The sequence below is a fragment of the Georgenia halophila genome (assembly GCF_039541595.1).
The window spans coordinates 61,794-87,445 of sequence record NZ_BAABGN010000001.1; the positions used below are offsets into that span (position 1 = coordinate 61,794).

Sequence of the window (25,652 nt, forward strand, 5' to 3'; positions counted from 1 at the left end):
GATGAGCTCGCGTTTCGTCCAGCTCGTGGTCGACGGCCTGGCGACCGGCTCGATCTACGCCGTCGTCGCCCTCGCGATCGTCATCGTCAACCGGACCACCGGGCTGATCAACTTCGCGCAGGGCTCGATGGCCGTCCTGTCGACCTACATCGCCTTCACGTTCGTCCAGACCGGCATGCCGTTGGCGCTCGCCCTCGTCCTCGCCGTCGTCGTGTCCTTCTTCTTCGGGGCGTTGGTCGAACGGCTGGTCATCCGGCGGTTCGAGGGCGGCTCGCACCACGTCGCCGTCGTCGTCACCGTCGGGCTCTTCGTCCTCATCGCCGGGATCGCCGGGTGGATCTGGAGCTACAACACCCGTCAGTTCCCCTCGCTGTTCCCCATCGACTCGGTCAGCATCGCCGGCGCGAGCGTGGGCATCCGCAGCCTCGGCACGGTCGGCACGATCGTCGTCGCGATGCTGCTGCTGCAGCTGCTGTTCCTCAAGACCAAGCTCGGCCTGGCGCTGCGCGCGGTCTCCGGCAACCGTGAGTCGGCGGCGCTGTCCGGGCTGCCCGTCGGGCGCCTCCTGATGGTCGGCTGGGGCCTGGCCGCCGCCCTAGGCGCCATCGGTGGCGCGCTGGTGGCACCCAAGCTCTTCCTCAGCCCGTCGATGCTGGACTTCGTGCTCGTCTACGCCCTGGCCGCCGCCATCCTCGGCGGCCTCGACTCGCCCCTCGGCGCCGTGGTGGCCGCCTGGGTCATCGGCGTCGCCGAGAACCTCGCCGGCGGCTACATCCCCTTCATCGGTGACGACCTGAAGATCGCGGTCCCGATGGCGCTGATGTTCCTCATCCTGATCGTCCGGCCCCAGGGTCTCTTCGGCCGCAAGGAGGTGGTCAGGGTATGACCGCGACCGCGCAGCGCTCGCCCGCCCCGACCCGGCAGCGCCTCGACACCCTGCTCGGCAAGCGCTGGGTGCGGGTGACCGGCGCCGTCCTCCTGGCGGTCCTGGTCCTCGGCGCGCCGCTCAACCTCAGCCCGTACATGGTCTACCAGCTGACGCTGGTGGCGGTCTTCGCCGTCGCCGTGCTCGGCCTGAACGTCGTCATGGGCTACGGCGGGCAGGTCTCGCTGGGACAGTCCGCGTTCCTCGGGCTCGGTGCGTTCGTGACCGGCTACGGCGTCACGCACGGCTGGAACCTCGTCGTCACGTTCGTCGCCGCGTGCGTGATCCCGGCCTTCATGGGCTGGCTCGTGGCGTTGGCGGCCGCCCGGCTGCGCGGCCTGGCGATCGCGATGGTGACCATCACGCTGCCGATCGTCGGGATCCCGCTCGCACGGCGGTTCGACGAGATCACCGGCGGGTCCGGCGGGCTGAGCGTCTCCTTCCTCGCTCCGCCAGAGTGGTCCGGCCTCGCCAGCGACCAGTGGCGCTACTACATCGTCGTCGCCATCACGGCGGTCTTCTTCCTCCTGGCCCGCAACTTCCTGCGCGGCCGGATGGGTCGGGCGCTCGCGATCGTGCGCGACAACGAGTCGGTCGCGCTGTCGATGGGCGTCTCCCCCTACCGGTACAAGGTCCTCGCGTTCACCGTCTCCGCGCTGTTCGGCGGCTGCGCCGGGTTCCTCTACCTCGTCGCCGTGCAGTACGTCTCGCCCGAGACGCTGAGCTTCCACACGGCGATCAACATCCTCGCCGCGATGGTCATCGGCGGCAGCGCCAGCATCGTCGGCTCGCTGCTCGGCGGCGTCTACTACGTGTTCGTCCCCTACGTCGCGTCCGAGATCGTCGGCGCGAACCGCGCGGCGATGATCTCTGGTGCGATCCTCCTCGCGATCCTCTTCGTCCTGCCCGGCGGCCTGGTGTCACTGCCGCGCCGGGCCCGCGGGCTCTCCCGGCGCCGGGACGACGGCGGAGGGGGCCAACCGAGCGACGACGGCGCCGCCCCGGAGGACACGACTACTACTACGGCACACCCTCCAGCCGAGACGACAGAGAGGCACGAACGATGAGAAGGAACGCAATCAAGACATTGGCGGTCGCGGCCGCCGCGACCGTCGCGCTGTCCGCCTGCGGGCGGGACTCCGACGACGGAGGCGGCGGTAACGACGGTGGTGGAGGTGGCGGCGAGGTCGAGGCCTCGCAGGGCATCACCGACGACCAGATCACGTTCGGCATCTCCAGCCCCCTCTCCGGGCCGACGGCGGGTCCCGGAACGTGCACCGTCGCCGGCATCACGGCGTACATGGAACGCCGTAACGCCGAGGGCGGCATCGAGTTCGGCGACGGGAAGACCCGCACCGTCGAGATCAAGGCGTACGACGACGCGTACGACCCGGCCCGCGCTGTGAGCAACTTCCGTCAGATGCTCGACGACGGCGTCTTCGGTCAGGTCCAGAGCCTGGGCACGCCGACCAACCTCGCCGTGATGCCGCTGGCCAACGAGCGGGGCGTGCCGCACGTCTTCCTGACCACCGGCGCCACCGCGTTCAGCGAGGACCCCGAGGCCAACCCGTACACGATGGGCTTCGTCCCCACCTACGTCAGCGAGGGCGAGTCGTTCGGCCGCATGCTGGCGGAGTCCGGTGAGGACATCACGGTCGCCGTGCTCGCGCAGAACGACGACTACGGCAACGGCTACGTCGAGGGCCTGAAGGCCGGCATCGAGGGCAGCAGCGTCGAGATCGTCGCCGAGGCCACCTACGAGCCCGCCGACACCGCAATCGACGCGCAGATCACCGACCTCGCGAGCAGCGACGCCGACGTGTTCTTCAACGCCAACTCGCAGTACAACCTCGTGGTCCAGGCCCTGCAGCAGGCCCAGCAGCTCGGCTGGCTGCCACGGATCTTCCTGCCGTCGAACACCTCGAGCGTCTCGGACGCCCTCGAGCCCGGCAACGCCGAGGCTTATCCGGCGGTGTACACGGTCGCCTCCTCCAAGAACCCGAACGACTCCGCGTTCGCCGAGGACGAGGACGTGATCCAGTTCCAGGAGGACATGGAGCAGTACGCCTCGGACATCACGACGACCTTCGTCCCGCACTGCGCGTGGAGCTACGCGGCCGGGGCCGCCATGGAAGAGGCCTTCAGCATGATGGAGGAGCCCACGCGGGACAGCTTCATGGAGGCCGCGCGCAGCATCGAGGACCTCGAGGCGCCGATGCTCCTCGACGGTGTCACCATCAACACCACCGAGCCGGGCGTTCCGCCGATCAACGAGGTCGAGATCACCGAGTTCAACGGCGAGAAGTACGTCGTCTCGGAGGGCTACTGAGAGGTACGCGGCCGGCGCAGCAGGCGCCGGCCGCCGCTCTCGTCGACGAAGGGAGCAGCATGACCTTGCACGAGACGCCGGAGACGGCGCAGCAGTCCGAGCCGGTCACCACCGGCACCTACATCGGTGGCAGCGCACGCGAGGCCACCGACCACCTCGAGATCCGTGACCCGGCCGACCCGAGCGTCGTCGTCGGGAAGGCCGCCGCGGCGACCACGGCGGACGCCGAGGAGGCGGTGGCCGCCGCCAGGACGGCGTACCCCGCCTGGTCGGCGCTGACCCCGCAGCAGCGGGCCGAGCAGATCCTGGCGGCGATCTCGGGCCTCGAGGAGCACCGCGACGCGGACGCCGAGGTTCTCGCCAAGGAGAACGGCAAGATTCTGCCCGAGGCGGCCGTCGACCTGATGGTGTTCAACATCCGCACCGAGCTGGCCGCCGCGCTGGCGGACGAGGTCGACGCCAGCCACGAGCTGCCCGGCCCGCCGGTGACCACCACGGTGTCCTACCAGCCGCTCGGCGTGGTGACGATCATCGTGCCGTTCAACTGGCCGGTGGCGATCCTCGGGGCGGCGCTGCCGCACGCCCTGATGGCCGGCAACACGGTGATCGTCAAGCCGCCGCCGACCTGCCCGCTCGCCACCACGCGCGTGGTCCAGCGGGTCGCCGAGAAGCTGCCGCCCGGAGTGCTGAACGTCATCACCGGGCGGGACGCCGACCTGTCGCCGTTGATCGCGAGCCCGGACGTGGCGAAGGTCTGCTTCACCGGTAGCGTCGGGGGAGGGGCGAAGATCATGGAGCTCGCGTCGAAGTCGCTCACGCGGGTGACGCTCGAGCTCGGCGGAAACGACCCGGCGATCATCCTCGACGACGCCGTCCTGGACGAGGACGCGTTCGACCGGCTGTTCGCGGGCATCTTCGACAGCACCGGGCAGATCTGCATGAACGCGAAGCGGATCTACGTCCAGCGCCAGCGCTACGACGAGGTCGTCCAGGGTCTCGCGGCACGGCTCGAGAAGACCGTGCTCGGTCATGCTCTCGAGGACGGCACTACCATGGGCCCGCTGCACGCCGCGTCGCAGAAACAGTTCGTCCAGGACCTCGTCAGCGAGGCCCGCGACAGTGGGGCCGAGGTGCGGGAGTTCGGCGAGCTGCCGGCGAGGTACCCGGACGGCAACTTCCTGCGTCCGTCCCTGGTACTCGACCCGTCACCCGACCTGCGGGTCGTCACCGAGGAGCAGTTCGGCCCGACCGTCCCGATCATCCCCTTCGAGACCGAGGAGGAGGCCGTCGCCGCGGCCAACAACACCTGGGGCGGGCTGTGCGCGTCGGTCTGGACCGGGGATCCCGCGCGTGCGGACCGCGTGGGCGGCCAGCTGGTCTGCGGCTTCGTGTTCGTCAACGACCACGGCGCCACGCGGCTGGACCTGCGGGCGCCGTTCGGCGGGATGAAGGGCAGCGGCATGGGCCGTGAGCAGGGTATCGAGGGGATCCGGGACTTCCAGGACACCCGCTCCATCGGTCACCTGCAGCTGTAGCCGCAGACCTCAGCGGCGTCGCTCCTTCGCCGGGCGGCGCCGCTGCAGGTACGCCATCGAGCTCTCGGACGAGTTGACCATCCGCCGGTAGCTCCCGCCGGGCAGCGCACGTGGGTGGCCCGGCGGAAGGTAGCTGCGGCGCAGCGACTCCGAGATCGCGTCCGCGCTGCGGCGCAGGAGCGCGACGTGCCCGCTCACCGGTGCGTCGTCGTTCGGCACCACCAGGCCGACGGCGCCCACCACCACGTCCTCGCTGCCGCGCACCGGTACGGCGATGCCGCGCGAACCGGCGTAGATGAAGCCGCTCGCCACGGCGTACCCGAGCCTCCGGGTGCGCTCGATCGCCGCGCGCAGCTCGGATCCGTCCTGGATGGCCGCCGAGGTGGGCGGCTGCAGCCCGCGCCTCAGCACGGCCTCGACGGCCTCCTCGCCGGCGTCGGCCAGCAGGACGAGACCGCACGAGGAGTGCTGCAGCGGGATCCGGCCGCCCACGATGGTCGCGCTGACGACGGCGTCGCGCGCGGAGAGCCGCTCGATCACCAGGACGTCGAGGTCGATCCGCACCATGAGCTGGGCGTGCTGGCGCACCTGTGCGTGCAGCGCCTGCAGGTGCGGCAGCGCGATTTCGCGCAGACCCAGCGCACCGGGCGTGCGCGTGCCGAGCTCCCAGACCCGGTTCCCGAGCCGGTAGCTGCGGTCCTCCATGCGCTCGAGCAGCCCGTGCGAGGCGAGCTCCTGGACGATGCCGTGCGCCGACGACAGCGGAAGCTCCGCGCGCCGCGAGATCTCCGTCAGCGTGAGGTACGGGGTGTCGACGCCGAACACGTCGAGCACCGCCAGCGCCCGGCTGAGGGCCGAGACGCCCGAGGACGACCGTGCCACGCACCCACCTCCACCGGAACCGGGATCTCACTCGTCCCGGATGCTATTCGTATGAGAGGAAGCGCGGAAGTCGTGCCTGCCCGCCGGACCGTAGGCTGAATCCCGTCGGTCCGGGGGGCGGCCGATGGCAACGCTGGTCCGCGACAAGGAGGTCAATCATGGGCTCGGAGAGCCTGGAGCAGGCGATCGCACGGGTCGGCAACCCCGTCGAGCTGCTGCGCAACATCGACTACCCCGCATTCACGTTCCCGATCGCGCCCGAGTTCACCAACTGGCGCAGCGAGCAGCGCGCGTGGCGCGAGACGGTCGCGCTGCTCGACCAGTCGCACCACATGACGGACTACTTCATGGCGGCCGACGACGGGCTGATCGAGCTGCTGGGCCGTATCGGCGCGAACAGCTTCGCCAACTTCCGGCCCGGCATCGCCAAGCAGCTCGTCGCGGTGAACCACGACGGCTACGTCATCGGCGACGGCATCCTCTTCCATCTCGGCGACCGCCTGGATCTCGTCGGGCACCACCTCATCTCCGACTGGGTGCGGTACAACATCGAGCGCGAGGGCCTCGACATCTGGACCCACCTCGACGGCAACTCCAACGTTCGCGAGGGCGACCCGGTCCTCTACCGCTACCAGCTGCAGGGGCCACGGGCGAACGAGGTGGTCGAGAAGCTCACCGGTGAGCCGGTGCCCGCCGTGAAGTTCTTCCACATCCACGACTTCTCCTTCGCCGGCACGACGGTCCGGGGCCTGCGGCACGGCATGGCGGGCGAGCCCGGGTTCGAGTTCTTCGGCCCCTACGCCGAGGGCGAGCGCGTCCGCGACGCGATCCTCGAGGCGGGCCGGGAGTTCGGGATCCTGCCCGTCGGCGCGAAGGGCTACTCGAGCACCCCGCTCGAGTCGGGCTGGGTCCCCACGCCGTTCCCGGCGATCTTCGGCGAGGAGTTCCGCGAGTACCGCGAGTGGCTGCCGCTGGCGCGTGCCGGAAACCTCGCCGGATCGCTGTACTCCGAGAACGTCGAGGACTACTACCTCACGCCCTACGACCTCGGCCTCGGGCGGTCCGTGAAGTTCGACCACGACTTCATCGGCAAAGAGGCGCTCCAGAAGATCGCCGAGGCGCCGCAGAAGCGCAAGGTCACACTCATCTGGAACGCCGACGACGTCGCCGAGGCCGTGAAGTCACAGATCACCCCCGGGACGCCGGCGAAGTTCATCGACTTCCCGAAGTCGCGGTACGGCCTCTACCAGTTCGACGCCGTCCTCGACGGCGACCGGCGCGTGGGCGCCTCGACCGACGCCGGTTACGTCACCTACGACCAGCTCTACATGTCGCTGGCCTCGGTGGACGAGGACGTCGCGCAGGACGGTCAGGAGCTCGTGGTCCTCTGGGGCGAGGACCCGATCTCCGACAAGGCGATCGTCGAGCGGCACCGGCAGGTCCGCATCCGCGCGACCGTCGCGCCCGCGCCGTACCACGAGTACGCCCGGACCACCTACCGCGCCAACCCGTAACCCTCGCCGGCCGAACCCGCTGGGGCCCTAGCCGCCGAACCCGTTGGCCCGCGCCCGCCGGCCCCGCCGCCGAACAAGCCCGTACTGCCCGTTTGGTGCACCAAATGCGCACTCAGGGCTTGTTCGGCGGGCAGGCGGGCGTTACGGCGGCGGGATCTCGGGCGCGTCGACCTCCCCGGCCGCGAGGGCGTGCAGCCAGCTGCGGGTGCCCGCCGTCATCCAGCCCGGGGTGCCGAGCGTGTCCAGGTAGGCGGCGACGTCGTCCATCTCGTGTGCGCGCCGCCCGGCGTGGACGAGGGTGCTCTCGACGAGATGGTCGACGAACGCCGCCCCGTCCGGCCCCAGCTCCGCCGCCATCTGGTCACGCATCCAGCCGATGGACTCGCTCCGTCCGGTCCGCGCGGCCGCCGTCAGACCTTCGAGGACGAGCCCGGCGAGGCCCTTCATGAACACGCTGCGCAGCAGCTTCAGCCGTGCCGCCGCACCCGCCTCCTCGCCGGCGTCCTCGACCGGCACGTCGAGCTTGCGCAGCATGTCGCTCACGTGCGCGGCGCCGGCGCCGCTGACGAGCAGCGGCGTGCGCAGGCCCGCGCGGGCCACGGGTGCCATGACGGCGACGTCGGCGAAGGCCACGCCCGAGCCCGCCGCCGCCTCGGCGAGCGCGGCCTTGAGATCTGGTGAGGTCGTGTTGAGGTCCGCGAACAGCCGGCCATCGACGGACCTGCCGCGCAGCACCGCCTCGAGGGCGCCGGTCGCGCATGCCGCGGTCACCAGGGAGATCACGAGCTCCGCGTCCGCCACGGCGGCGTCCTCGCTGTCGGCGAGCAGCAGCCCGGGAGCGGACTCGATGGCGTTGGCGACCGCCTCGGCGTCGGGGTCGTAGGCACTGACCGTGACGCCGGCCGCGAGCAGGTCGCGGGCGTAGGCGCGGCCGGCCTCACCCAGTCCGAGCACAGCGACGTGCATCGTTCCTCGCTTCCGGTGACCGCCCGGAAGCGCACACTCGTGCGCTTTCCGGACCCTGGGTCGCGACGTCTGCGCGCTTCGCGCACACTCCCGCGCGCATGATTGTCAACAAAATTGTCCCGATGTATTGTCGCCCGAAAGCCGGACAACGGCGACGGCGATCAACACAGCTGGGGGATCCATGACCGCTGGAGCGACGGACGAAGCAGGCGACGGCGCGGTGCCGGCCGGCACCGGCAGCCTGGCGAGAGCCATCCGCGAGGCCATCATCAGCGGCGAGTTCGCTCCCCACCAGCGGCTCATCGAGACCGACCTGTCGAGCACCTACGGCGCCAGCCGCGCCGCGGTGCGCACCGCCCTGCTCGAGCTGGCCGGCGAGGGCCTCGTGGACCGCATGCCGCACCGGGGCTCGCGCGTCCGGGCGATCAGCCTCGAGGAGGCCATCGAGGTCCTCGAGGTGCGCATCGGCGTCGAGGGTTTGTGCGCCGCCAAGGCCGCCGAGCGGATCACCGACGAGGAGATCACCGAGTTCCGCCAGCTCCGGCAGGATCTGGTCGACTCCGTGGAGAGCGGCAACCTCATGGGCTACTCCGAGTACAACAGGCGCCTCGACGAGCGCGTCCGTGAGGTGAGCCGGCACGGCGTCGCCGCCGACGTGCTCTCCCGGCTCCATGCGCAGAGCGTCCGGCACCAGTTCCGACTGTCGTTCCAGCCGGCGCGGGCCGCGAAGTCCGCGCCGGAGCACGCCGCGATCATCGACGCGATCGTGGCGCGCGATCCCGCGGCGGCCGAGGAGGCCACCCGCGTCCACCTCATCAGCGTCATCGAGGCCCTCCGGGCGACCGCCTGACGGTCGAGGGCTGCGTGACGACCGCCAATCGGGCGGGGGCGGGAGTGCCGCCAGGCTGGCTGGGTCTGGCACGGAGCGACTAGGTCGCCCAGCGACCGCCGTCGCGGAGCGGACGCCTGGCGGCGCCCCGCCGCCGCCCGCTGGACAGTGGATCAAGAGTCGACGATCGGGGTGCCGTGGGTGTGGAAGGTCTCGATGGTCTTCATGCCCCACGCCTGGCCCTTCTTCCGCTCCTCCTCGCTCCACTCGACCACCGGCTGGTCGGGGTCGAGGAGCAGCCGTGCGCCGGCCTGTGCCAGCTCGATGCGGTTGCCGCCCGGTTCCCAGACGTAGAGGAAGAACGTCTGGTTGATGGTGTGCTTGTGCGGACCGGACTCGATGTGGATGCCGTTCTCGAGGAAGATGTCGGCGGCCTTGAGGATGTCCTCGCGCGTGTCCGGGGCGAAGGCGATGTGGTGCAGCCGGTTGCCGTGCTTGGTCCAGTCGTCGGAGTAGACGACGTCGTAGGACTTCAGCCCGAAGTGGAACCACCAGGCGGCGAACTTGCCGTTGTCGAGCCGGATGCGCTCGCTCTCGCGCATCGCCAGTCCCTCGGCGAGGAATTCGCCGTTGGCCTCGACGTTCTTCGCGAGGTAGTTGATGTGGTCGAGCCGGCGGGCGTTGACGCCGCGACCGGGAAACGCCGAGGCCTGGTTCTTCAGCGCCGGCTTGTCGTCGGTGGCGACGTAACGCTCGGTCTCGTAGTAGATCGCCAGGTCGTGGTCGTCCGGGTCCTTGAACAGGTAGGTCGGTCCGGTGCCCACCTCGCCGTCGGCCCAGCCGATACCCAGGCCCATCTCCTCGATGGCGGCCACTCGGCGCTCGAGCGCCTCCTGGCTGGCGGCGCGGAACCACGTGCGGCCGACGCCGGCCTCTGCCCGCGAAGTGAGCTTGATCGTGTAGAGCTCGTACTCGTCCCACGTGCGCAGGAACACCGAGCCGTTCTCCTCCGCGACGACCCGCATGGCGAGCAGATCACGGAAGAACCACAGGCTCTCCTCGAACACGGGGGTAAACAGCTCGACGGACGACAGGTGCGCGACGTCGAACGACGTGTGGTGCGTCATGGTGCTTCCTCTCTGAAGGCGGGTCGGGGTCAGGAGCGGGGACGCGGGAACACCGACCCGTCCAGCAGCTTCCGCGCGGTGCGCAGCACGCTCGAGGACGCGGTCGTGAGGCGGCCGTCGACCTCGGTGATCTCGGCGGTGACGTCGAGGTGGCCGGTGGGGTGCTCGATCGGCATCGGATCGCCCTCGGGCGGCAGCTGCGCCAGGTCGTGCCCGACCGCGCCGTCGATGCGCAGGCCCGCGGCGACCGTCAGCGCGCCCAGCACACCGATCGAGGTGTGGCACTTGACCGGCAGGAAGCTGCGGGTGCCGATGACACCGCCGTGCCGCGGCGGCGAGAGCAGCACGATCTTCGGGACCGTCGCGCGGCTGACGTCGCCCATGCCCATGAGCTCGGCGGCCTCGCGGCGGATGTCGGCGAGCCGCGCGGCGAGCGTCTCGTCGGCCTCCAGCTCCGCGGGCTCCTCGGTGCCCTCGACGCCGAGGTCCGAGGCGGCGACGAGGACCGACGGCATGCCGTTGTCCACGCAGGTGACGCGGACGCCCGCGCCGGAGTCGGCGAGGGCGCCGGTGAGGGTGTCCGTGACGTTCCCGGTCGGCAGCAGCGCGCCGGTGGCCGAGCCGGCCGTGTCGGCGAACGCGAGCTGGATCGGGGCGGCCGTGCCGGGGACGCCGTCGATGGCGAGGTCACCGTCGTAGCGCACCTTCCCGCCCGGGGTGGCGAAGGTCGCCGTCGCGTAGCTGTCGGAGTTGACCAGCCGGATGCGCACCGACGTCGTCTCCTGGCCCGGCGTCACCAGACCACGCTCGACGGCGAACGGCCCGACGCCGGCCAGGATGTTGCCGCAGTTCTGCCGGTCGGTGACCTCGGCGCGCTCGACCATGACCTGCAGGAACAGGTAGTCGACGTCGGCCCGCTCGTCCTGCGACGGCGAGACGACGCCGACCTTGGAGGTCAGCGGGTGCGCCCCGCCGATCCCGTCGATCTGCCGCGGGTCGGGGCTGCCCATGACTCGCAGGAGCAGGTCGTCCCGCTCGGCGACGTCGGAGGGCAGGTCGTCGGCGAGGAAGTAGGCGCCCTTGGAGGTGCCGCCCCGCATGACGAGGCAGTGCACACCGTCGACGGTGGGGTCAGGCACGGTCGACCGACTCCGCCGCACCGACCGTGCCGTCGCTGCCGCCGGCCACGTCCTCGCTGGCGTCCACGTAGGTGACGCCGAGCCGCTCGAGGACCTCGCGCAGGCCGTACCGGTCGAGGCCGAGCTCGCCCTGGCTGAAGGCGGTCCTGGCGGCTTCCTCCTTGGCGATCCGGGCCTTCGACGACGCGATCGCCGTACCCGCCTCGGCGCGCGGCACGCTCAGCACGCCGTCGTCGTCCGCGACGATGACGTCACCCGGGTGCACGACCGTCCGCCCGATCGTGACCGGCACGTTCACCGCGCCCGGGGTGGCCTTCACGGTGCCCTGCGCGTGCACGGCGGCCGACCAGACGGGGAAGTTCATCTCGCGCAGCTCGGCGGTGTCGCGGACACCGGTCGTGGTGACCAGCCCGCGCACGCCCCGGCGCTGCAGGGCGGTCGCGAAGAGCTCGCCGAAGGCGCCGTCGAGGGACTCCGAGGTCGTGGTGACGACGAGGACGTCGCCCTCGCGGCACTGCTCGACGGCGGCGTGGATCATCAGATTGTCGCCCGGCCAGGCCAGGACGGTCACCGCGGTGCCGGCCATGCGCACGTCCGACTGGATGGGTCGCAGGTGCGGGCCGAGCAGGCCGGTCCGCCCCATCGCCTCGTGGACGGTGGCGACGCCGAACTCGCCCAGCTCGTCGACCTCGGCGAGCGGGGTGCGCGGCGGGTTGGTGACGACGATGTTCTTCACGACTGTGTGCCCCTCACTGCAGGACGTCGGTGACCTGCGGGTAGTAGCGCATGTAGGCCTCGCCCTTGGTGTTCGTCGGGAATCCCAGGTTGGGACCGGCGTTGCGCTTGACCTGCACACCCCGACGCACCGCGAGGTCGGTGTAGTAGTCCCACATGTGCTGCTGGGCGCCGAGGCACTCCATCGCCCGGCGCTTGGCCGGGAAGGCGTCGGTGATGTCGAGCAGCACGTTGGGCTTGAAGTCGCACTGCTCGGGCTGGTGCGGCTCGAAGAAGAAGACCGGGGGAGCGCCGAGCGGCTCGCCCGGTGCGTCGTAGCCGATCGCCTGGGCGAGCACCCGTGCCTGCAGCGCAAGCCGGGCCGCCTCCGGGTGGTCCTCGTTGTACGGGTCCGCGAGCGGGTGGGTGAGTACGACCGTCGGGTTCACCTCGCGGTAGATCCGCACCAGCTGGTCGAGGATGTCCCGGCTGCCGATCAGGGGGTAGTCGCCGGCGTCGAGGAACCGGATCTCCGCGCCCAGCTCGGCGGCGGCCCGCTCGGCCTCGTCGCGGCGCATCGCCTTGATCTCCTCCAGGCCCTTGCCCTCGCGCCATGCCTTCGCGGACTCGCCGCGCTCGCCGTAGGACAGGCAGACGACGACGGCGCGCTCGCCGCGGGCCGTCGCGGCCGCGACGGCACCGGCTGCACGCCAGACGAAGTCGCCGGCGTGGGCACTGACGACCAAGAGTGCGGGAACGGTGGCCATGGCTCTCCTTGACTCGACGTCGTCGGCGACGTGGGGCTCGACGGACGCTCGCCCCACGACCATCAGCGAACCACCGTCACGCGATGATTGTCAACAATCGTGTAGGCAATGCTGGTCGCACAACGGTGGATGTGCAACAAGATTGCCGACAATCCTGTTGACCTGTGGTCGCCGCCGGTTGTAGGTTCGCGATTGACCGGCTGCGAGACAGCCACGAGGACGACGAGGTTCGGAGGGTCCCGGCGCATGGCTCCTGAGAACGTGGAAGAGGCGATGGGGCGCGCCGGTGGGCCGGTCCCGCTGCTCAGAAACTCGCCTGCGGCCCCGCACACGTTCCCGGTGGCGCCCGAGCACAGCAACTGGCGTTCGGAGCAGCACGCCTGGCGCGAGACGGTCGCCCTGCTGGACCAGTCGCACCACATGACGGACCTCTTCCTCGACGGTCCCGAAGCGCTCCGCCTCCTCAGCGAGCTCGGCGTCAACTCGTTCCGGTCCTTCCCGGTGGACAAGGCCAAGCAGTTCGTCGGTGTCAACCACGACGGCTACGTCATCGGCGACGCGATCCTCTTCCACTTGGCAGAAGACAGCTTCGATCTCGTCGGTCACCCGATGATCATCGACTGGGTGCAGTACAACCTCGAAACGGGCGACTACGACGCCACGGCCAGGCGCGACGGCAACTCGATCGTCCGCCCCGGGCCACCGGAGCTGTTCCGCTACGAGCTGCAGGGACCGGACGCCGGCGCACTGGTCGAGCGGCTGACCGGGGAAGCGCTGCCGGACGTCCGGTTCTTCAACATGACCACCTTCCGCATCGCCGGGCTGGACGTGCGCGCGCTGCGGCACGGCATGGCCGGCCAGCCCGGCTTCGAGCTCTTCGGTCCGTGGGAGCACGGAGAGCAGGTGCTTGACGCCATCCTGGTCGCCGGCGCCGACCTCGGCCTGGTGCGGGTGGGCGCGAAGGGGTACTCGACGGCCAACCTCGAGTCCGGCTGGGTCCCGGCCCCGCTGCCCGCCATCTGGGGCGAGGAGATGCGCGCGTACCGCGAGTGGCTCCCCGCGCCGTCGGCCGGTTCGCTGGGCGGAAGCTTCGCCTCCGGTGACATCGCCGACTACTACCTCACCCCCTACGAGCTGGGATACGGGCGCCACGTCGCGTTCGACCACGACTTCGTCGGGCGAGCGGCGCTCGAGCGGCAGGCCGAGCGCCCCGCCCGCACCAAAGTCACCCTGGTCTGGGACGACGACGACATCACCCGCGCCTTCGGAACCCTGTTCGGCCCCGGCGACAAGGCCAAGTACATCGACCTGCCCAAGGCCCGCTACGCCCTCTACCAGGCCGACACGGTGCTGGTCGGCGACACCGTCGTCGGGATGTCGCTGGACTGCGGGTACCTCGCCAACGAGGAGGCCTTCGTCTCCCTCGCGAGCATCGACGTCGCACACGCCGAGGTCGGGACCGAGGTGACGGTGCTGTGGGGCGAGGAGCCGAACACCACCAAGCCGCAGGTGGAGCCGCACGTGCAGGTGCCGGTCCGGGCCCGGGTGGCCCCGGCGCCGTTCGTGGACTTCGCCAGGACGGGTTACCGGGCCGACAGGGACAGCCGGGCGGTGTAGCAGGTGCGGGACCAGACATCCGTAAGACGAGGTGGAGAGACGACGATGAGTTCTACGGAACAGGCGGATCCGACAGCGGACCGGCCGACGATGAGGTCCTTCTTCGAGGGGCTGCGCTACGAGGTGCTGCCGTTCAAGGGTGTGGACGCGAAGGTGCTCGAGCACGTCCCGAAGGACGTCAAGCTCACCGTGACGGCATCGCCGGGCAAGGGCATCTGGCGCACGATCGACTTCGCGACCAACCTCGCCGGCGAGGGCTACGCCGTCGTCCCGCACCTGTCTTCGCGGATGATCAAGGACGAGGCCGAGCTGCGCGACATCATCGCCAAGGTCACCGAGGTCGGGATCACCGAGGTCTTCGTCGTCGGCGGTGACGCTCCGGAGCCGGCCGGCAAGTTCACCGGTTCGCCGCAGCTGATCCGCGCGCTCGAGGAGCTGGACCATCCGTTCACCGACGTCGGCATCACCGGCTACCCGGAGGGGCACGCCGACGTCTCCGACGACCGGCTCGACGCGGACATGCGTGAGAAGGCCAAGGTCGCCACGTACGTCGCCACGCAGATGTGCTTCGACCCCAAGGCGATCCTCACGTGGGCGCGGGGGCTCAAGTCCGGCGGGATGAACGCCCCGGTCTGGGTGGGCATCCCCGGCGAGGTGAGCCGCGAGAAGCTGCTACGAATCTCCGCCGGCATCGGCCTCGGCGCCTCCGCCCGGTTCCTCAAGAAGCAGCAGAGCATGTTCTGGCGCTTCCTCACACCCGGCGGCTACAGCCCCGACAAGATCATCAAGGGGCTGGCTCCGCAGGTCGGCGCCGCCGACCACAACATCGCCGGGCTCCACGTCTTCACCTTCAACGAGCTCGAGAAGACGGAGACGTGGCGCAAGCGCATGCTCGACAAGTACGCGGGCTAGACCGCCCTCGGAACGGGGCCACCAGCGCTCCGCAGATCAGGACCACCGACAAACGGCCACTGACGGCCACGAGAGGTAAGGAAGAGATGACCGCGAAGAATTTGCAGGACGTCCTCGACGCATCCGGCAACACCGTCGAGCTGCTGCGCAACTCGCAGATCGGCGCCTACATCTACCCGGTGGTCGCCGCCGAGTTCACGAACTGGCAGCGCGAGCAGAAGGCCTGGCGCGAGACCGCCGTGCTGTTCGACCAGTCGCACCACATGGTCAACCTGTTCATCAAGGGCCCCGACGCGCTGAAGCTCATCTCGGACACCGCGATCAACTCGGTCGAGAACTTCCCGGTGAACCTCGCCAAGCAGTACGTCCCGACCACGCCCGCGGGCAACGTCATCGGCGACGGGATCCTCTTCCACGAGGCGGAGGAGGAGTTCGTGTTCGTCGGCCGCGCACCGGCCGCGAACTGGCTCATGTTCCACGGCGAGACCGGCGGCTACAACGTCGACATCAAGAAGGACGACCGGTCCCCGTCGCGGCCGAACGGCAAGCTCGTCACCCGCGACTACTGGCGGTTCCAGATCCAGGGCCCGAACGCCTGGGACGTCATCGAGAAGGTCAACGGTGGGCCGGTGGACAAGCTCAAGTTCTTCCGCATGGGTGAGATGAACGTCGGTGGCCAGACGGTGCGGACCCTGCGCCACGGCATGGCCGGTGCGCCCGGTCTGGAGCTGTGGGGCCCGTACGACAGCTACGACAAGATCCGCGAGACGATCCTCGAGCAGGGCCAGGAGTTCGGCATCGAGCCGGTCGGCTCCCGCGCCTACTCCTCGAACACCCTCGAGTCGGGGTGGATCCCCTCGCCGCTTCCCGCCATCTACACCGGTGAGGAGATGCGTCCGTACCGCGAGTGGCTGGGCGCCGGCAGCTACGAGGCGACCAACGCCCTCGCCGGCAGCTACGTCTCGGACGACATCGAGGACTACTACACCAACCCGTGGGAGCTCGGCTACGGCTCCTTCGTCAAGTTCGACCACGACTTCATCGGCCGCGACGCCCTCGAGAAGGTCGACGCGGACGCCCAGCGCAAGAAGGTCACCTTCGCCTGGAACAAGGACGACCTGGCCGACATCATGACCTCGCTGCTGGACACCGAGGGGCCGGGCTACCAGTTCTTCAACCTGCCGAACGCGAACTACGGCTCGTCGAACTTCGACGAGGTCAAGGACGCCGCCGGCAAGCTGGTGGGCCTGTCGATGTTCACCGGCTACAGCGCCAACGAGCGCCGCGGCCTCTCCCTCGGCACGGTCGACCCCGACGTCGAGGTCGGCACCGAGCTCACCCTGACCTGGGGCGAGCCGAACGGCGGGTCGGAGAAGACCACGGTCCAGCCGCACAAGCAGAAGGAAGTCCGGGTCGTCGTCAGTCCGGTCCCGTACGCGGTGACGGCACGCACCGAGTACCGCGAGGGTGGCGGCTGGCGCTCCCAGGCGGCCAGCTGACGCCTCCGGCGCGCGGCCCGATCAGCGAGGGCTACTCCTGACGCCGAAGGCCACTGTTGCAGCAGTGGCCCCGGGGTGTCGGGAGTAGCCCTCGCTCGGGCCTACGTCAGGTGGTCGTAGTCGCCGCGGACCCAGGCAGCGTGGCGGTCGGCCGAGCGGCGCACGGCGGCTCGGGCGTCCGTGGGGACGACGTTGGCGAAGTTGCCGTAGATGCGGTCGAACGCGTACCGCTCGACGTGCTCCGCGATCCGTTCCACCACGGCCGCGGACAGCGGGATCCGGTTCGGGTAGCTGCGCATGAAGCTCACCGTGGCCCTGTCCGGGTTCGGGAAGATCGTGTCGCTGGCCAGCAGCACGCCGCGCCCCTGCGCGCCGGCCGCCCAGTGCACCACCGCGCTGCCCGGGAAGTGCCCACCCGGCTGGCTGAGGGTCACCCCGGGCACCGGCTCGAGCGTGCCGGTCCAGGGCTTGATCACCGGGTCCTGCCGAGCCACCCACTCCAGGTCCTGCTCCGCCACCAGCACCGGTGGCCCGCCGAGCGCCCGGCTCCACTCCACCTGCACGCCGAACATGTGCGGGTGGCTCGCCGCGATCGCCACCACCTCACCCAGCTCTCGAACGGCGCCGACGGCTTGGTCGTCGAGGTAGCCGATCGGGTCCCAGAGCACGTTGCCCGACGGCGTGCGCACGAGCTTGCTCAGCTGTCCGATGCCCAGCCCCGGCTCGCTCCGGACACCGAAGAGATCCGGCTCGAGCTCGACGACCTCCACGCGCGCGCCGTCGGCCTGCTGCTCCTCGAGGGTGGTCCACTGCTGCCCCTCGGCCGGCAGGTACTGGCGGTCGTCGGCGCAGATCGCGCACACGTCCGGGCGCCCCTCGTGCTCGACCGCGCAGGTCGAGCAGATCCACAGGTCCGTCATCGTCCGTCCTCCGTCGTGGCGTCGAGGCCGATCGAGCCCTGCACGTTCGTGACCGTCTCACCGGCCACCCAGATCCCGCCATCGACCTGGAGGAATCGGCGCGTGCCCACGGGGTCACGGTACCGACCCGGTGGCTCGAGCGGTTCCGTGCGGCACCAGAGCTGCGAGGGCTACTCCAAACGCCGCGGGCTACAGGTACAACTGTCGCCCTGGGTGTTTTGGAGTAGCCCTCGCTCACGTGGAGTCCAACGCGGCGCGCGCGTGCCGTTCCGCCTACAGCGACAGGTGCGTGGGCCGGCCGGCGAGGATCGTGGCGGCCACCGGCATGTCCCGCAGCCGCGCCGCGACGGCGGCCGTGTCCGCCGGGTCCGCCGGGTATGCCCTGAACGCCGGGGCACCGGCGAACGGGTCGGCATCGAGCAGGACGACGTCGCCGCGTGAGCCGACCCCCAAGGTGCCCTGGCCGTCGGTCGAGGCGGCGAGCGCCTCGGCGGCCGTGAGCTGCTGCTCCGGGTGCCACGGCGCGCGGTCGTCACCGCTGCGGTGCACGGCCGCCGCCATCGTGAGCCACGGGTGCAGCCGCGCGACCGGCGCGTCGGAGCCGAAGACGACCCGGACGCCGGCGTCGAGCAGCGTGCGCAGCGGGAACGACTCGGCGGCGCGTCCGGGCCAGCACTCCTCGGTGAGGTCGCGGTCGTCGAGGAGGTGTGCCGGCTGGACGCTCGCCCGCACCCCGAGCGCCGCCATCCGCTCCGGCTGGCCCGCGGCGAGGAGCTGGGCGTGCTCGATCGAACCGCGCGCCCCGGCGGCACCCACGGCGTCGAGCGCGATCCCGGCGGCGGCGTCGCCGATCGCGTGGACGGCGACCTCGAGCCCGCCGGCGTGGGCCTTGCGCACCAGGCCGGCGAGCTCGTTCGGCGCGACGTTCTGCACGCCGTGCAGATGCGCCGGATCCAGCGGCTCCGGGTACGCCGTCGAGGTGTGGGCGGTGGCGGTGTTGAGCGAGCCGTCGGAGATGGTCTTCAGCGGCCCCATGCGCAGCAGGCCGCGCCCGCCGGCCAGCGGGTCGCCGGTACGCAGGCCGGCGGCGAGCACGGCGTCCAGGTCGTCCGGATAGGCCGCGGTCCGCACGCGCAGCAGGTCGATCCCGTCAGCGACCCGGCCGGGCCAGTCGGTCCGGTTGTCCGCCCACTCCATCTCGGTGATCCCGACGACGCCGCGCGCGGCCGCCGTCGTCTGCGCCTTGCGGTAGCCGGCCGTCGGCCGGATCCCGGGCACCTCGGCCAGCCGCGCGAGGGCCTCGAACCACGGGCCCTCCCTGACCAGTCCGTCGTCGTCCTCGGGCAGCGGCAGGCCCAGCAGCTCACGGGCAAGCGTGGACAGCCAGCCGCTGTGCACGTCGTTCGACGCGAGGACCACCGCCCGGCCGGCGGCCACCTCGTCCAGCGCCGTGAGCGTCGGTTCGTCGGGCCACGCGGCGTGGAAGAACCCGAACCCGACGGCCGGCACCCGGGGCTCCGGCGAGTCGGGGCCGGCGAGGTAGGCGCGCAGCATCGCCAGCGCATCCGCGGCCGAGCGGGCCGACGTCAGGTCCAGCCGGTCAAAGGTCTGCGCCGCCTGTGTGAAGTGGACGTGGTGGTCCCACAGGCCGGGGATCGCCCAGCGGCCGGCCGCATCGAGCTCGTCCTCGCCCGGCCGGCGATCCAGTCGCGGTGCGACGGCGATGACGGCGCCGTCGGTGATCCGCAGATCCACCGGATCGGCCGAAATCTCGGTCGACGCCCCCGCAGCGGGCCCGGAGCCACCCAACGGGACCAGGCGGGCACGCCGCAGCAACAACGAGCCGGTGAGCGGCTCGGGGACCCGCCTGGGCACGGCTCAGAGGTAGCGGGTCGGGTCGAAGGCCTCGAGCGGGATGATCCGCACGCGAGGCAGCACCGAGGTGAAGGCGGCCAGGTCGTCCTCGAGGTCGTAGACCCGCAGGCCGCGCTCGGTCAGCGCGGCCATGTCGGCGTTGAGGAACTCCCGGAAGCAGAGCACGCCGACCTTGTGGCCGGCCGTGAGAAGTCCCTCCACCTGGGTGATGTAGTCGCCGTCGTGCGAGGCGAGGAGCACGTCGCCGTCGCCCTTGTCGAGGATCGCCTGCATCGTGCGCTGGATGCCGATGTCCACGACCTTCTCGTGGGCCGTGCCCGCCAGCGGGATGGGGTTGAAGTCCATGGCCAGCAGCGCCTGCACGAAGCTCATCGGCATCTGGCCGCTCGTGGCGTTGAGGAAGAACAGCCCGCGGGCGTCGGCGTCCCAGACGTCGGCGGCGAAGTGCCGCACGCGGTCCCACCGTGGGCGCTCCTCCGGCGCAGGGCGGCGGCCGAGGACGCTCATTCCGAGAGTGGCATCGATGTTCTCGCCGTCGACGAGGAGGTATGTGCTGGGAGCGTCTGGCATGCGGGCAGCCTACTCAGCCGTGGCCGGACAAGGTGACGCCGGGGGCGGCGCTCGTCGTAGGCTTCCTGGGTGCGAGACAGGGGGAGAGCGACACTCTTGGCTGGTGGTGTCGGCGGCGCGAAGCTTGCGGAAGGCCTGACCGGCGCGCTCGACGCGCCCGAAGACCTCACCGTCGTGGTCAACACCGGCGACGACGCCGTCGTCCACGGCCTGTGCGTCAGCCCGGACCTCGACACCGTGATGTACACCCTCGCCGGGATGAGCAACACAGACACCGGCTGGGGCGTCGCCGACGACACCTTCACCACCCTGGAGGCGATGGCGCGGCTCGGCGCGGACACCTGGTTCCAGCTCGGCGATCGCGACCTGGCCACCAACATCGTGCGCAGCGCCCGGCTCCGCGACGGCGTGCCCCTCTCCCAGGTCACGGCGGACCTGTGCCGGGCGCTCGGCATCGGGGCGCGGCTGCTGCCGATGACCGATCAGCGGGTGGCGACGATTCTCGAGACCCCGTCCGGGCCGCTGGAGTTCCAGGAGTACTTCGTCGCCCGCCGTCACCAAGATCCGGTCCTCGGGGTGACCTTCGAGGGCGTCGAGCACGCCCACCCGGCTCCCGGTGTGCTCGAGGCGCTCGAGGCCGACGTCGTCGTGGTGGCGCCGTCGAATCCGTTCGTGTCGCTCGGACCCATCCTCGCCGTCCCGGGTGTGCGGGACGCCCTGGCGGCGACGTCGGCGCGGCGGGTCGCGGTCAGCCCGATCGTCGGCGGCCGGGCGCTCAAGGGCCCCGCGGCCGCGATGCTGCAGTCGATGGGGCACGAGACCTCCGCACTCGGTGTGGCCCGGCTCTGGAGCGGGCTGGTCGACGAGCTCGTCATCGACGATTCCGACGCCGCACTGGCCCCGGCGATCGAGGAGCTCGGCATCTCCGCGGTCGTCACCGGAACCGTCATGGGTGGTCGCGCGGACCGCGAGCGCCTCGCCCACCAGCTGCTGGTCCGATGACGGACTCCCGAGCCCGGACGACGGCGGACGGCCCCTCCGGCCGTGTGATCGCCGTCGTCCCGTTGCGCGGTGGCGGGAACGGCAAGAGCCGGCTCGCCGAGGACCTCGACCCCGAGGAGCGCGACCGCCTGGTCGCCGTGCTCGCCCGGCACGTCGTGCGGACGCTGCTGCTGGTCGTGGACCGCGTCGTGGTCGTGACCGGGGACGTGGCCTACGCGTCGAAGGCCGTCGGGCGGGACACCCGCGTCGACGTCTTCGAGCAGGTCAGGGCCGGTCTGAACGGCGCCGTCGCGGACGGGCACGAGTTCGCGCTCGCCGGTGCCGCCAAACGGGTCGTCGTCGTGCACGCGGACCTGCCCGTCCTCGCGCCCGGCGACGTGCGCGACCTCGTCCGGGCCCCCGGACCGGTCGTCATCGCGCCGGACCGCGCGGAGGAGGGGACCAACGCCCTCGTCCTGCACCGCTCGGTCGGCGACTGGGAGTTCCGGTTCGGTCCCGGCAGCTACGCCGCGCACACCGCCGAGGCGGACCGCCTGGGCGTCGAGCCGCACGTGCTTCGCGGGCCGGGGACCGGCGTCGACCTCGACACGCCGGCGGACTGGGCGGAGCTGCCCGAGAACGTCCGCGAGTCCCTGCGCAAGAAGCTGCGCTCGGCCTGATCACCACCGCCCCCGGTGGACCACCTCGGCAGGCGGGCGCCGTGGACGCCGGGCCGGAGACCCGCCGCCCGAGGCGTCGGCCGCTGGGTGACCGACCGTGATGGCGCCGACCGGTTCATGGTCGGCCGGGACGCCGAAGGCGGCGCGCAGCGCGTCCACGCGCGCCACCGGGATGCCGAAGAAGCATGCCCCGAGGCCTTCGTCGACGGCGGTCTGCAGCACGAGCAGGGACGCCATCCCGGCGTCGACGTGCCAGTACGGCACCGCCCACGGCAGCTCTGCGGCGGGGTGCTCGCCCGCGGGGGCGTCGTCGAGCCGTCGGGCCTTGTCCGGCTCGGCGTAGCGGCGCCGGTAGGCGTCCTCGCACGCGAGCGGCACGATCAGCACGGGTGCGGCCCGCATCCCGCGCAGCCAACGGTCCGGGGCGGCGGCCCGCTCGGGCGGGGTCGTCGCCGCCCAGAACCGAGCGACGTCCTGCGTGGTGTCCAGCACCAGGAACGCCCAGCCCTGGCTGAAGCCGGCGCTCGGGGCGCGGACGGCGTTGTCGAGCATGCGCGTCACCGCGGCTGGGTCGACCGGTTCGGTCGAGTACCGGCGCACCATGCGGCGTCGCCGTACGACGTCCTGGAAGTCCATGGGTCGATCATCTCGCGCCGTCCGTCTCTCGCCGTCGGGCGGCCTTACCCGGCCTCGTCGTCGACGGGCGTGGGCGGACGGTACGACGCGGCGGCGGCCAACCTCGACACGTTCACCGAGAGTGGGTCGCGGTGCATCCGGGGGATCGAGCGCTAGCCGTGCTGAGCTTGCTGCGGTTGACGAAACGGGGAGGACCCGGCGTGCGGATCCTCCCCGTTCACGCGGACAGCTGACTGCCGCGAGACGTCACGTGCGCGAGATGGACGCTCAGTACGTCGTGCGGTCCTCCTCGGGCGCGGCCGAGCCGGTCGCCTGCTCCTCGCCCGCGCCGATCTGGCCGGTCGGCGAGCCGGCCTGCAGGGCGGCGAGGCGAGCCTCGACCTCCGCGTTGCGACCGTAGTCCTCGAGCTCGGCGAACTGCGACTCCAGGCTGGTGTCCTGCAGCTCCGCGTGGCCGGCCACGCGCGCCTCCTCGCGACGGACCTGCTCCTCGTAGCGGGAGATCTCGCTCGTGGGATCCATGACGTTGATCGAGGAGATCGCCCCCTGGACCGTGGCCTGGGCCTCGGCGGTCTTCGCGCGGGCCACGAGCTGGTCGCGCTTGGACTTCAGGTCCTCGAGCTTGGACCGCATCTGGACCAGCCCGTTCTTGAGCTTCTCGACCACCTCGTTCTGGGAGTCGATCATCGGCTCGACTTCCTTGGCCTCGTTCTCGGCGGTGATCTGCTTGCCGATGGCGATCTTGGCGAGGTTCTCGAAACGGGCGGCCTCATCCGGGTCGCTGCTGCGCAGCTCGCTGGCCTTGTTGGACGCGGCGAGCGCCTTCTGTCCCCAGTCGCGCGCCTCGGCCAGGTCGGCCGCGTGGTCCTGCTCCGCGAGACGCAGGTTGCCGATCGTCACGGCGACGGCGTCCTCGGCCTCGGCGATGGAGGACGTGTAGTCGCGGACCAGCTGGTCGAGCATCTTCTGCGGGTCCTCGGCGCGGTCGAGGATCGCGTTGAGGTTCGCCCGGGTGAGCTGGGCGACACGGCCCAGAATGCTCTGCTTCTCTGCCATGGTGCTTGTCCTTCTCGGTCGGGGCCTTGAACGGTTTCTCAAGTCTGTCGGGTCTGAGTCTGCCGGGTGTGAGCCTGTCGGGGCTGCTGCGTCAGAAGCCGCCACCGCCTCCGCCGAAGCCGCCGCCTCCGCCGAAGCCGCCTCCGCCGCCGCCGAAGCCACCTCCGCCGCCGCCGCCCCAGCCGCCGCCGAAGCCGCCACCGCCTCCGCCGATCCCGCCGAGCAGGATGCCGCCGAGGACGAGGGAGCCGACGTCGAGGCCGCCTCGGCGTCCGCCGCCGAACCCGCCGCCGAAGCCTCCACCGCCCCAGCTGTCCGCGTCCCGCTGGGCGAGGTTCTGGGCCTCGTTGAGCAGCTGCTCGGCACGGGCGACGCAGTGCATGGCGCCGATCGGATCGTCGTCGGCCAGCCGGTGCGCCTCGGCCGCGTTGCGCTCGGCCTCCGACAGTCGGGTGCGGGCCTCGGGCCCGATGGTGCCGCGGTGGGTGGAGATGTATCGCGACAGGCTCTGGATCCGGGCGTCGAGCCGACCCAGCCGGTCATCGACCAGCGCACTGGCACGACGGCGATTTTCGTCCTCGCTCCGCGCCGGTACCAACGCCTCGTCGATGGCCGTCTCGGCGGACTCCAGGCGTGACAGCGCGGCCAGCGGGTCGCCGCCCATGCGGGCCTCGTGGCCCTGCGCGATGGCGGCCTCCGCCTCCTTGCGGTGGGCGGTGACCTCGAGGTCGTCGGGTGCCAGCCGGTGGGCGTCCTGCACGTCCGAGGTGATCGAGGCGAGTGCGGTGTCGAGGCGCTTGGCCGCGTCGCCGAGCAGCTCACCGGCCCCGTGCACGTCCTCGAGCAGCTCGGCGGCCTGGCCGATCGCCTCCTCGGCGATCCGTACGTGCGTCACGGCCGTCTGCCGGTCGCCGTCCGCGATCTTCTCCCGGCCGGTCCTGACCGACTCGTGCGCGGAGACCAGCAGGTCCTTGGCCTGGTCGGGGTTCTGCGACACCGAGGCCAGCGCGGTGGCCGGGTAGCGCGTGGCCAGCTGGGCCAGCTGAGCGCGGGCGCTCTCGATGCGCCGCTCCACCTCGGTGGCGCGCTGCTCCATCTCATCGAGTGCCTGCGGGGCCCGGGCCTGGAGGTCACGCAGCTCGGCGAAGTGCTGCGCCTGGGAGGACAGCGTGTTGTCGATCTCGTCGGTGAGCTCGAGGATCTCGGCGTACATCTGTCGCTGCTGCGGCTCGGTCTCGGGGATGTGGTCGTCCAGCCGCTGGCGGATGCTGAACGCTTGTCTCGCGCTGGCCTTGGCCTCTTCCAATGCCTTGGTGAACGGGTCGGTGGCCTGCAGCCCGAACTGCGCCTTGGCGAACCCGAGCTCCTCCTCGGAGCTGCGGACGGCATCGTCGGCGGCGAGCAGGGCGGCACCGGCGCGGGTGGCGAGCTGCTCGGTGGGCAGCCGCAGCGGGTGGTCCGGCGGCAGCTTCTTCGTCTCACGAGCCTGCTTCTGCTCCTCCGACTCGCCGCGGCGGCGATGGCGCACGACCAGGGCGATGCCGCCGATGACGGCGGCGATCACCACGAGCACGAGGAGGAAGGTCAGCATGCCGGACCCTCCGCCGCCGTCTCCGCCCGCGGCCCCGCCGGCGGAGCCGCCGCCGGCCAGCTCGCCTACGCCCTCGGCGAAGGCGATGGCCGCTCCGGACCAGTCCTCGTTGCTGAGGTGGGGCACGACCTCGGCCTCGGCCATCTGTTGGAGGTCCGCCTCACTGATCGCCGAGGAGCTGTGGAGCGCGTAGCCCCAGGTGCGCTCGTCCACGGCGACCGTCAGCACCGGGTTGTACTGGCCGAGGCTGGACATCTCCGCCGTCTGCTCCGACCACTGCTCGTCGCTCATGCCACCGAAGTCGGAGACGAAGGCGACGTAGACGATCTGGCCCGACTCCTGCTCGACCGTGGCGAAGGTCTGCTGGATCTCCTCGACCTCGCCGGCCTCGAGCACGCCGGCGCTGTCGGTCACCTGCTCGGTGAGGTTCATCGGGTCCTCGGCGGCCGCGGGCGCTGCCAACGCGACCACCGGCCCGACGGCCAGAGCGGCGGCGGCCAACGACATCGATGCGACACGGAGTTTCACACCGTGATCCTTCCTTGGCAGGTACCGACGGCGCAATGAGGACGCCCGCCCTTCGCTCCT

At 71.1% G+C, this 25,652-nt stretch carries 23 protein-coding genes; 11 read left to right on the top strand and 12 right to left on the bottom strand.

Annotated elements, in window-relative coordinates; all coding sequences use genetic code 11:
• Position 1: 1 nt before the first annotated feature.
• The 4 genes from ABD907_RS00290 to ABD907_RS00305 are packed head-to-tail and all read left to right on the top strand — an operon-like array spanning position 2 to position 4,789.
• Entirely contained in the window at positions 2-886 is an 885-nt protein-coding gene (locus ABD907_RS00290) for a branched-chain amino acid ABC transporter permease (protein WP_345214484.1), read from the top strand.
• Positions 883-1,992 carry a branched-chain amino acid ABC transporter permease gene (locus tag ABD907_RS00295; RefSeq protein ID WP_345214485.1) on the top strand — a complete coding sequence of 370 codons (1,110 nt, stop codon included), beginning with the start codon at positions 883-885 and terminating at the stop codon, positions 1,990-1,992. Before ABD907_RS00290 ends, ABD907_RS00295 begins: the two co-directional genes overlap by 4 nt.
• A complete protein-coding gene (locus tag ABD907_RS00300) occupies positions 1,989-3,254 on the top strand; it encodes an ABC transporter substrate-binding protein (protein ID WP_345214486.1) in 1,266 nt (421 codons plus the stop codon). Before ABD907_RS00295 ends, ABD907_RS00300 begins: the two co-directional genes overlap by 4 nt.
• Before the next feature lie 59 nt (positions 3,255-3,313).
• Positions 3,314-4,789, top strand: a complete 1,476-nt coding sequence (locus ABD907_RS00305) for an aldehyde dehydrogenase family protein (RefSeq protein WP_345214487.1) — start codon at positions 3,314-3,316, stop codon at positions 4,787-4,789.
• A 9-nt stretch (positions 4,790-4,798) separates the two neighbouring features.
• On the opposite strand, the gene ABD907_RS00310 is transcribed toward ABD907_RS00305, so the two are convergent.
• Positions 4,799-5,671: an IclR family transcriptional regulator gene (locus tag ABD907_RS00310; protein WP_345214488.1), complete on the bottom strand. Its 873-nt coding sequence runs from the start codon at positions 5,669-5,671 to the stop codon at positions 4,799-4,801.
• A 158-nt stretch (positions 5,672-5,829) separates the two neighbouring features.
• Here ABD907_RS00310 and ABD907_RS00315 point away from each other — a divergent pair, with 158 nt between their 5' ends.
• The gene (locus ABD907_RS00315) at positions 5,830-7,185 is read left to right on the top strand and encodes an aminomethyl transferase family protein (RefSeq protein WP_345214489.1); all 1,356 of its coding nucleotides are present in this window, start codon (positions 5,830-5,832) and stop codon (positions 7,183-7,185) included.
• Positions 7,186-7,326: 141 nt separating this feature from the next.
• Here ABD907_RS00315 and ABD907_RS00320 read toward each other — a convergent pair whose 3' ends face one another.
• Positions 7,327-8,151 carry an NAD(P)-dependent oxidoreductase gene (locus ABD907_RS00320; protein ID WP_345214490.1) on the bottom strand — a complete coding sequence of 275 codons (825 nt, stop codon included), beginning with the start codon at positions 8,149-8,151 and terminating at the stop codon, positions 7,327-7,329.
• Between the two features lie 181 nt (positions 8,152-8,332).
• Here ABD907_RS00320 and ABD907_RS00325 point away from each other — a divergent pair, with 181 nt between their 5' ends.
• Positions 8,333-9,001: a GntR family transcriptional regulator gene (locus ABD907_RS00325; RefSeq protein WP_345214491.1), complete on the top strand. Its 669-nt coding sequence runs from the start codon at positions 8,333-8,335 to the stop codon at positions 8,999-9,001.
• Between the two features lie 152 nt (positions 9,002-9,153).
• Here the strand turns inward: ABD907_RS00325 and ABD907_RS00330 are convergent, their stop codons facing one another.
• The 4 genes from ABD907_RS00330 to ABD907_RS00345 are packed head-to-tail and all read right to left on the bottom strand — an operon-like array spanning position 9,154 to position 12,727.
• Positions 9,154-10,107, bottom strand: coding sequence for a VOC family protein (locus tag ABD907_RS00330; protein WP_345214492.1), 954 nt, complete (start codon positions 10,105-10,107; stop codon positions 9,154-9,156).
• A gap of 29 nt (positions 10,108-10,136) precedes the next feature.
• A complete protein-coding gene (locus ABD907_RS00335) occupies positions 10,137-11,246 on the bottom strand; it encodes a 4-oxalomesaconate tautomerase (RefSeq protein WP_345214493.1) in 1,110 nt (369 codons plus the stop codon).
• Positions 11,239-11,982, bottom strand: coding sequence for a 4-carboxy-4-hydroxy-2-oxoadipate aldolase/oxaloacetate decarboxylase (locus ABD907_RS00340; protein ID WP_345214494.1), 744 nt, complete (start codon positions 11,980-11,982; stop codon positions 11,239-11,241). The genes ABD907_RS00335 and ABD907_RS00340 overlap by 8 nt, the downstream gene beginning before the upstream one ends.
• Before the next feature lie 13 nt (positions 11,983-11,995).
• Positions 11,996-12,727: a PIG-L deacetylase family protein gene (locus tag ABD907_RS00345; RefSeq protein ID WP_345214495.1), complete on the bottom strand. Its 732-nt coding sequence runs from the start codon at positions 12,725-12,727 to the stop codon at positions 11,996-11,998.
• A 246-nt stretch (positions 12,728-12,973) separates the two neighbouring features.
• Here ABD907_RS00345 and ABD907_RS00350 point away from each other — a divergent pair, with 246 nt between their 5' ends.
• The 3 genes from ABD907_RS00350 to ligM all read left to right on the top strand — a co-directional run bounded on the left by ABD907_RS00350 (position 12,974) and on the right by ligM (position 16,755).
• Entirely contained in the window at positions 12,974-14,344 is a 1,371-nt protein-coding gene (locus ABD907_RS00350) for an aminomethyl transferase family protein (protein ID WP_345214496.1), read from the top strand.
• Positions 14,345-14,389: 45 nt separating this feature from the next.
• Complete coding sequence (locus tag ABD907_RS00355) at positions 14,390-15,256, top strand: methylenetetrahydrofolate reductase (RefSeq protein WP_345214497.1); 867 nt, start codon at positions 14,390-14,392, stop codon at positions 15,254-15,256.
• Positions 15,257-15,342: 86 nt separating this feature from the next.
• Entirely contained in the window at positions 15,343-16,755 is a 1,413-nt protein-coding gene (ligM, locus tag ABD907_RS00360; protein ID WP_345214498.1) for a vanillate/3-O-methylgallate O-demethylase, read from the top strand.
• 101 nt (positions 16,756-16,856) lie between these two features.
• Here the strand turns inward: ligM and ABD907_RS00365 are convergent, their stop codons facing one another.
• The 3 genes from ABD907_RS00365 to ABD907_RS00375 all read right to left on the bottom strand — a co-directional run bounded on the left by ABD907_RS00365 (position 16,857) and on the right by ABD907_RS00375 (position 20,120).
• Entirely contained in the window at positions 16,857-17,675 is an 819-nt protein-coding gene (locus ABD907_RS00365) for an MBL fold metallo-hydrolase (protein ID WP_345214499.1), read from the bottom strand.
• Positions 17,676-17,948: 273 nt separating this feature from the next.
• On the bottom strand, positions 17,949-19,550 hold the full coding sequence (locus tag ABD907_RS00370) for an amidohydrolase (RefSeq protein WP_345214500.1): 1,602 nt from the start codon (positions 19,548-19,550) through the stop codon (positions 17,949-17,951).
• A 3-nt stretch (positions 19,551-19,553) separates the two neighbouring features.
• A complete protein-coding gene (locus ABD907_RS00375) occupies positions 19,554-20,120 on the bottom strand; it encodes a nuclease (protein ID WP_345214501.1) in 567 nt (188 codons plus the stop codon).
• A gap of 96 nt (positions 20,121-20,216) precedes the next feature.
• Between ABD907_RS00375 and cofD the strand changes: the two genes are divergently transcribed.
• Both cofD and cofC read left to right on the top strand, forming a co-directional pair.
• Entirely contained in the window at positions 20,217-21,122 is a 906-nt protein-coding gene (gene cofD / locus ABD907_RS00380; protein WP_345214502.1) for a 2-phospho-L-lactate transferase, read from the top strand.
• On the top strand, positions 21,119-21,781 hold the full coding sequence (cofC, locus tag ABD907_RS00385; RefSeq protein ID WP_345214503.1) for a 2-phospho-L-lactate guanylyltransferase: 663 nt from the start codon (positions 21,119-21,121) through the stop codon (positions 21,779-21,781). The genes cofD and cofC overlap by 4 nt, the downstream gene beginning before the upstream one ends.
• Here cofC and ABD907_RS00390 read toward each other — a convergent pair whose 3' ends face one another.
• The 3 genes from ABD907_RS00390 to ABD907_RS00400 form a co-directional block, all read right to left on the bottom strand.
• The gene (locus ABD907_RS00390) at positions 21,782-22,417 is read right to left on the bottom strand and encodes a nitroreductase family protein (RefSeq protein ID WP_345214504.1); all 636 of its coding nucleotides are present in this window, start codon (positions 22,415-22,417) and stop codon (positions 21,782-21,784) included. It abuts the gene before it with no gap.
• Positions 22,418-22,684: 267 nt separating this feature from the next.
• Positions 22,685-23,473: a PspA/IM30 family protein gene (locus ABD907_RS00395; protein ID WP_345214505.1), complete on the bottom strand. Its 789-nt coding sequence runs from the start codon at positions 23,471-23,473 to the stop codon at positions 22,685-22,687.
• A 91-nt stretch (positions 23,474-23,564) separates the two neighbouring features.
• Complete coding sequence (locus tag ABD907_RS00400) at positions 23,565-25,592, bottom strand: TPM domain-containing protein (RefSeq protein WP_345214506.1); 2,028 nt, start codon at positions 25,590-25,592, stop codon at positions 23,565-23,567.
• Positions 25,593-25,652 lie beyond the last annotated feature (60 nt).

Bases quoted from the DNA above. Each gene is read 5' to 3' on its own strand.
- ABD907_RS00290 (WP_345214484.1), top strand. From the start codon at position 2: ATGAGCTCGCGTTTCGTCCAGCTCGTGGTCGACGGCCTGGCGACCGGC.
- ligM (WP_345214498.1), top strand. From the start codon at position 15,343: ATGACCGCGAAGAATTTGCAGGACGTCCTCGACGCATCCGGCAACACC.
- ABD907_RS00315 (WP_345214489.1), top strand. From the start codon at position 5,830: ATGGGCTCGGAGAGCCTGGAGCAGGCGATCGCACGGGTCGGCAACCCC.
- ABD907_RS00375 (WP_345214501.1), bottom strand. From the start codon at position 20,120: ATGCCAGACGCTCCCAGCACATACCTCCTCGTCGACGGCGAGAACATC.
- cofC (WP_345214503.1), top strand. From the start codon at position 21,119: ATGACGGACTCCCGAGCCCGGACGACGGCGGACGGCCCCTCCGGCCGT.
- ABD907_RS00350 (WP_345214496.1), top strand. From the start codon at position 12,974: ATGGCTCCTGAGAACGTGGAAGAGGCGATGGGGCGCGCCGGTGGGCCG.
- ABD907_RS00320 (WP_345214490.1), bottom strand. From the start codon at position 8,151: ATGCACGTCGCTGTGCTCGGACTGGGTGAGGCCGGCCGCGCCTACGCC.
- ABD907_RS00305 (WP_345214487.1), top strand. From the start codon at position 3,314: ATGACCTTGCACGAGACGCCGGAGACGGCGCAGCAGTCCGAGCCGGTC.
- ABD907_RS00295 (WP_345214485.1), top strand. From the start codon at position 883: ATGACCGCGACCGCGCAGCGCTCGCCCGCCCCGACCCGGCAGCGCCTC.
- ABD907_RS00390 (WP_345214504.1), bottom strand. From the start codon at position 22,417: ATGGACTTCCAGGACGTCGTACGGCGACGCCGCATGGTGCGCCGGTAC.
- ABD907_RS00330 (WP_345214492.1), bottom strand. From the start codon at position 10,107: ATGACGCACCACACGTCGTTCGACGTCGCGCACCTGTCGTCCGTCGAG.
- ABD907_RS00325 (WP_345214491.1), top strand. From the start codon at position 8,333: ATGACCGCTGGAGCGACGGACGAAGCAGGCGACGGCGCGGTGCCGGCC.
- ABD907_RS00300 (WP_345214486.1), top strand. From the start codon at position 1,989: ATGAGAAGGAACGCAATCAAGACATTGGCGGTCGCGGCCGCCGCGACC.
- ABD907_RS00365 (WP_345214499.1), bottom strand. From the start codon at position 17,675: ATGACGGACCTGTGGATCTGCTCGACCTGCGCGGTCGAGCACGAGGGG.
- ABD907_RS00345 (WP_345214495.1), bottom strand. From the start codon at position 12,727: ATGGCCACCGTTCCCGCACTCTTGGTCGTCAGTGCCCACGCCGGCGAC.
- ABD907_RS00395 (WP_345214505.1), bottom strand. From the start codon at position 23,473: ATGGCAGAGAAGCAGAGCATTCTGGGCCGTGTCGCCCAGCTCACCCGG.
- ABD907_RS00355 (WP_345214497.1), top strand. From the start codon at position 14,390: ATGAGTTCTACGGAACAGGCGGATCCGACAGCGGACCGGCCGACGATG.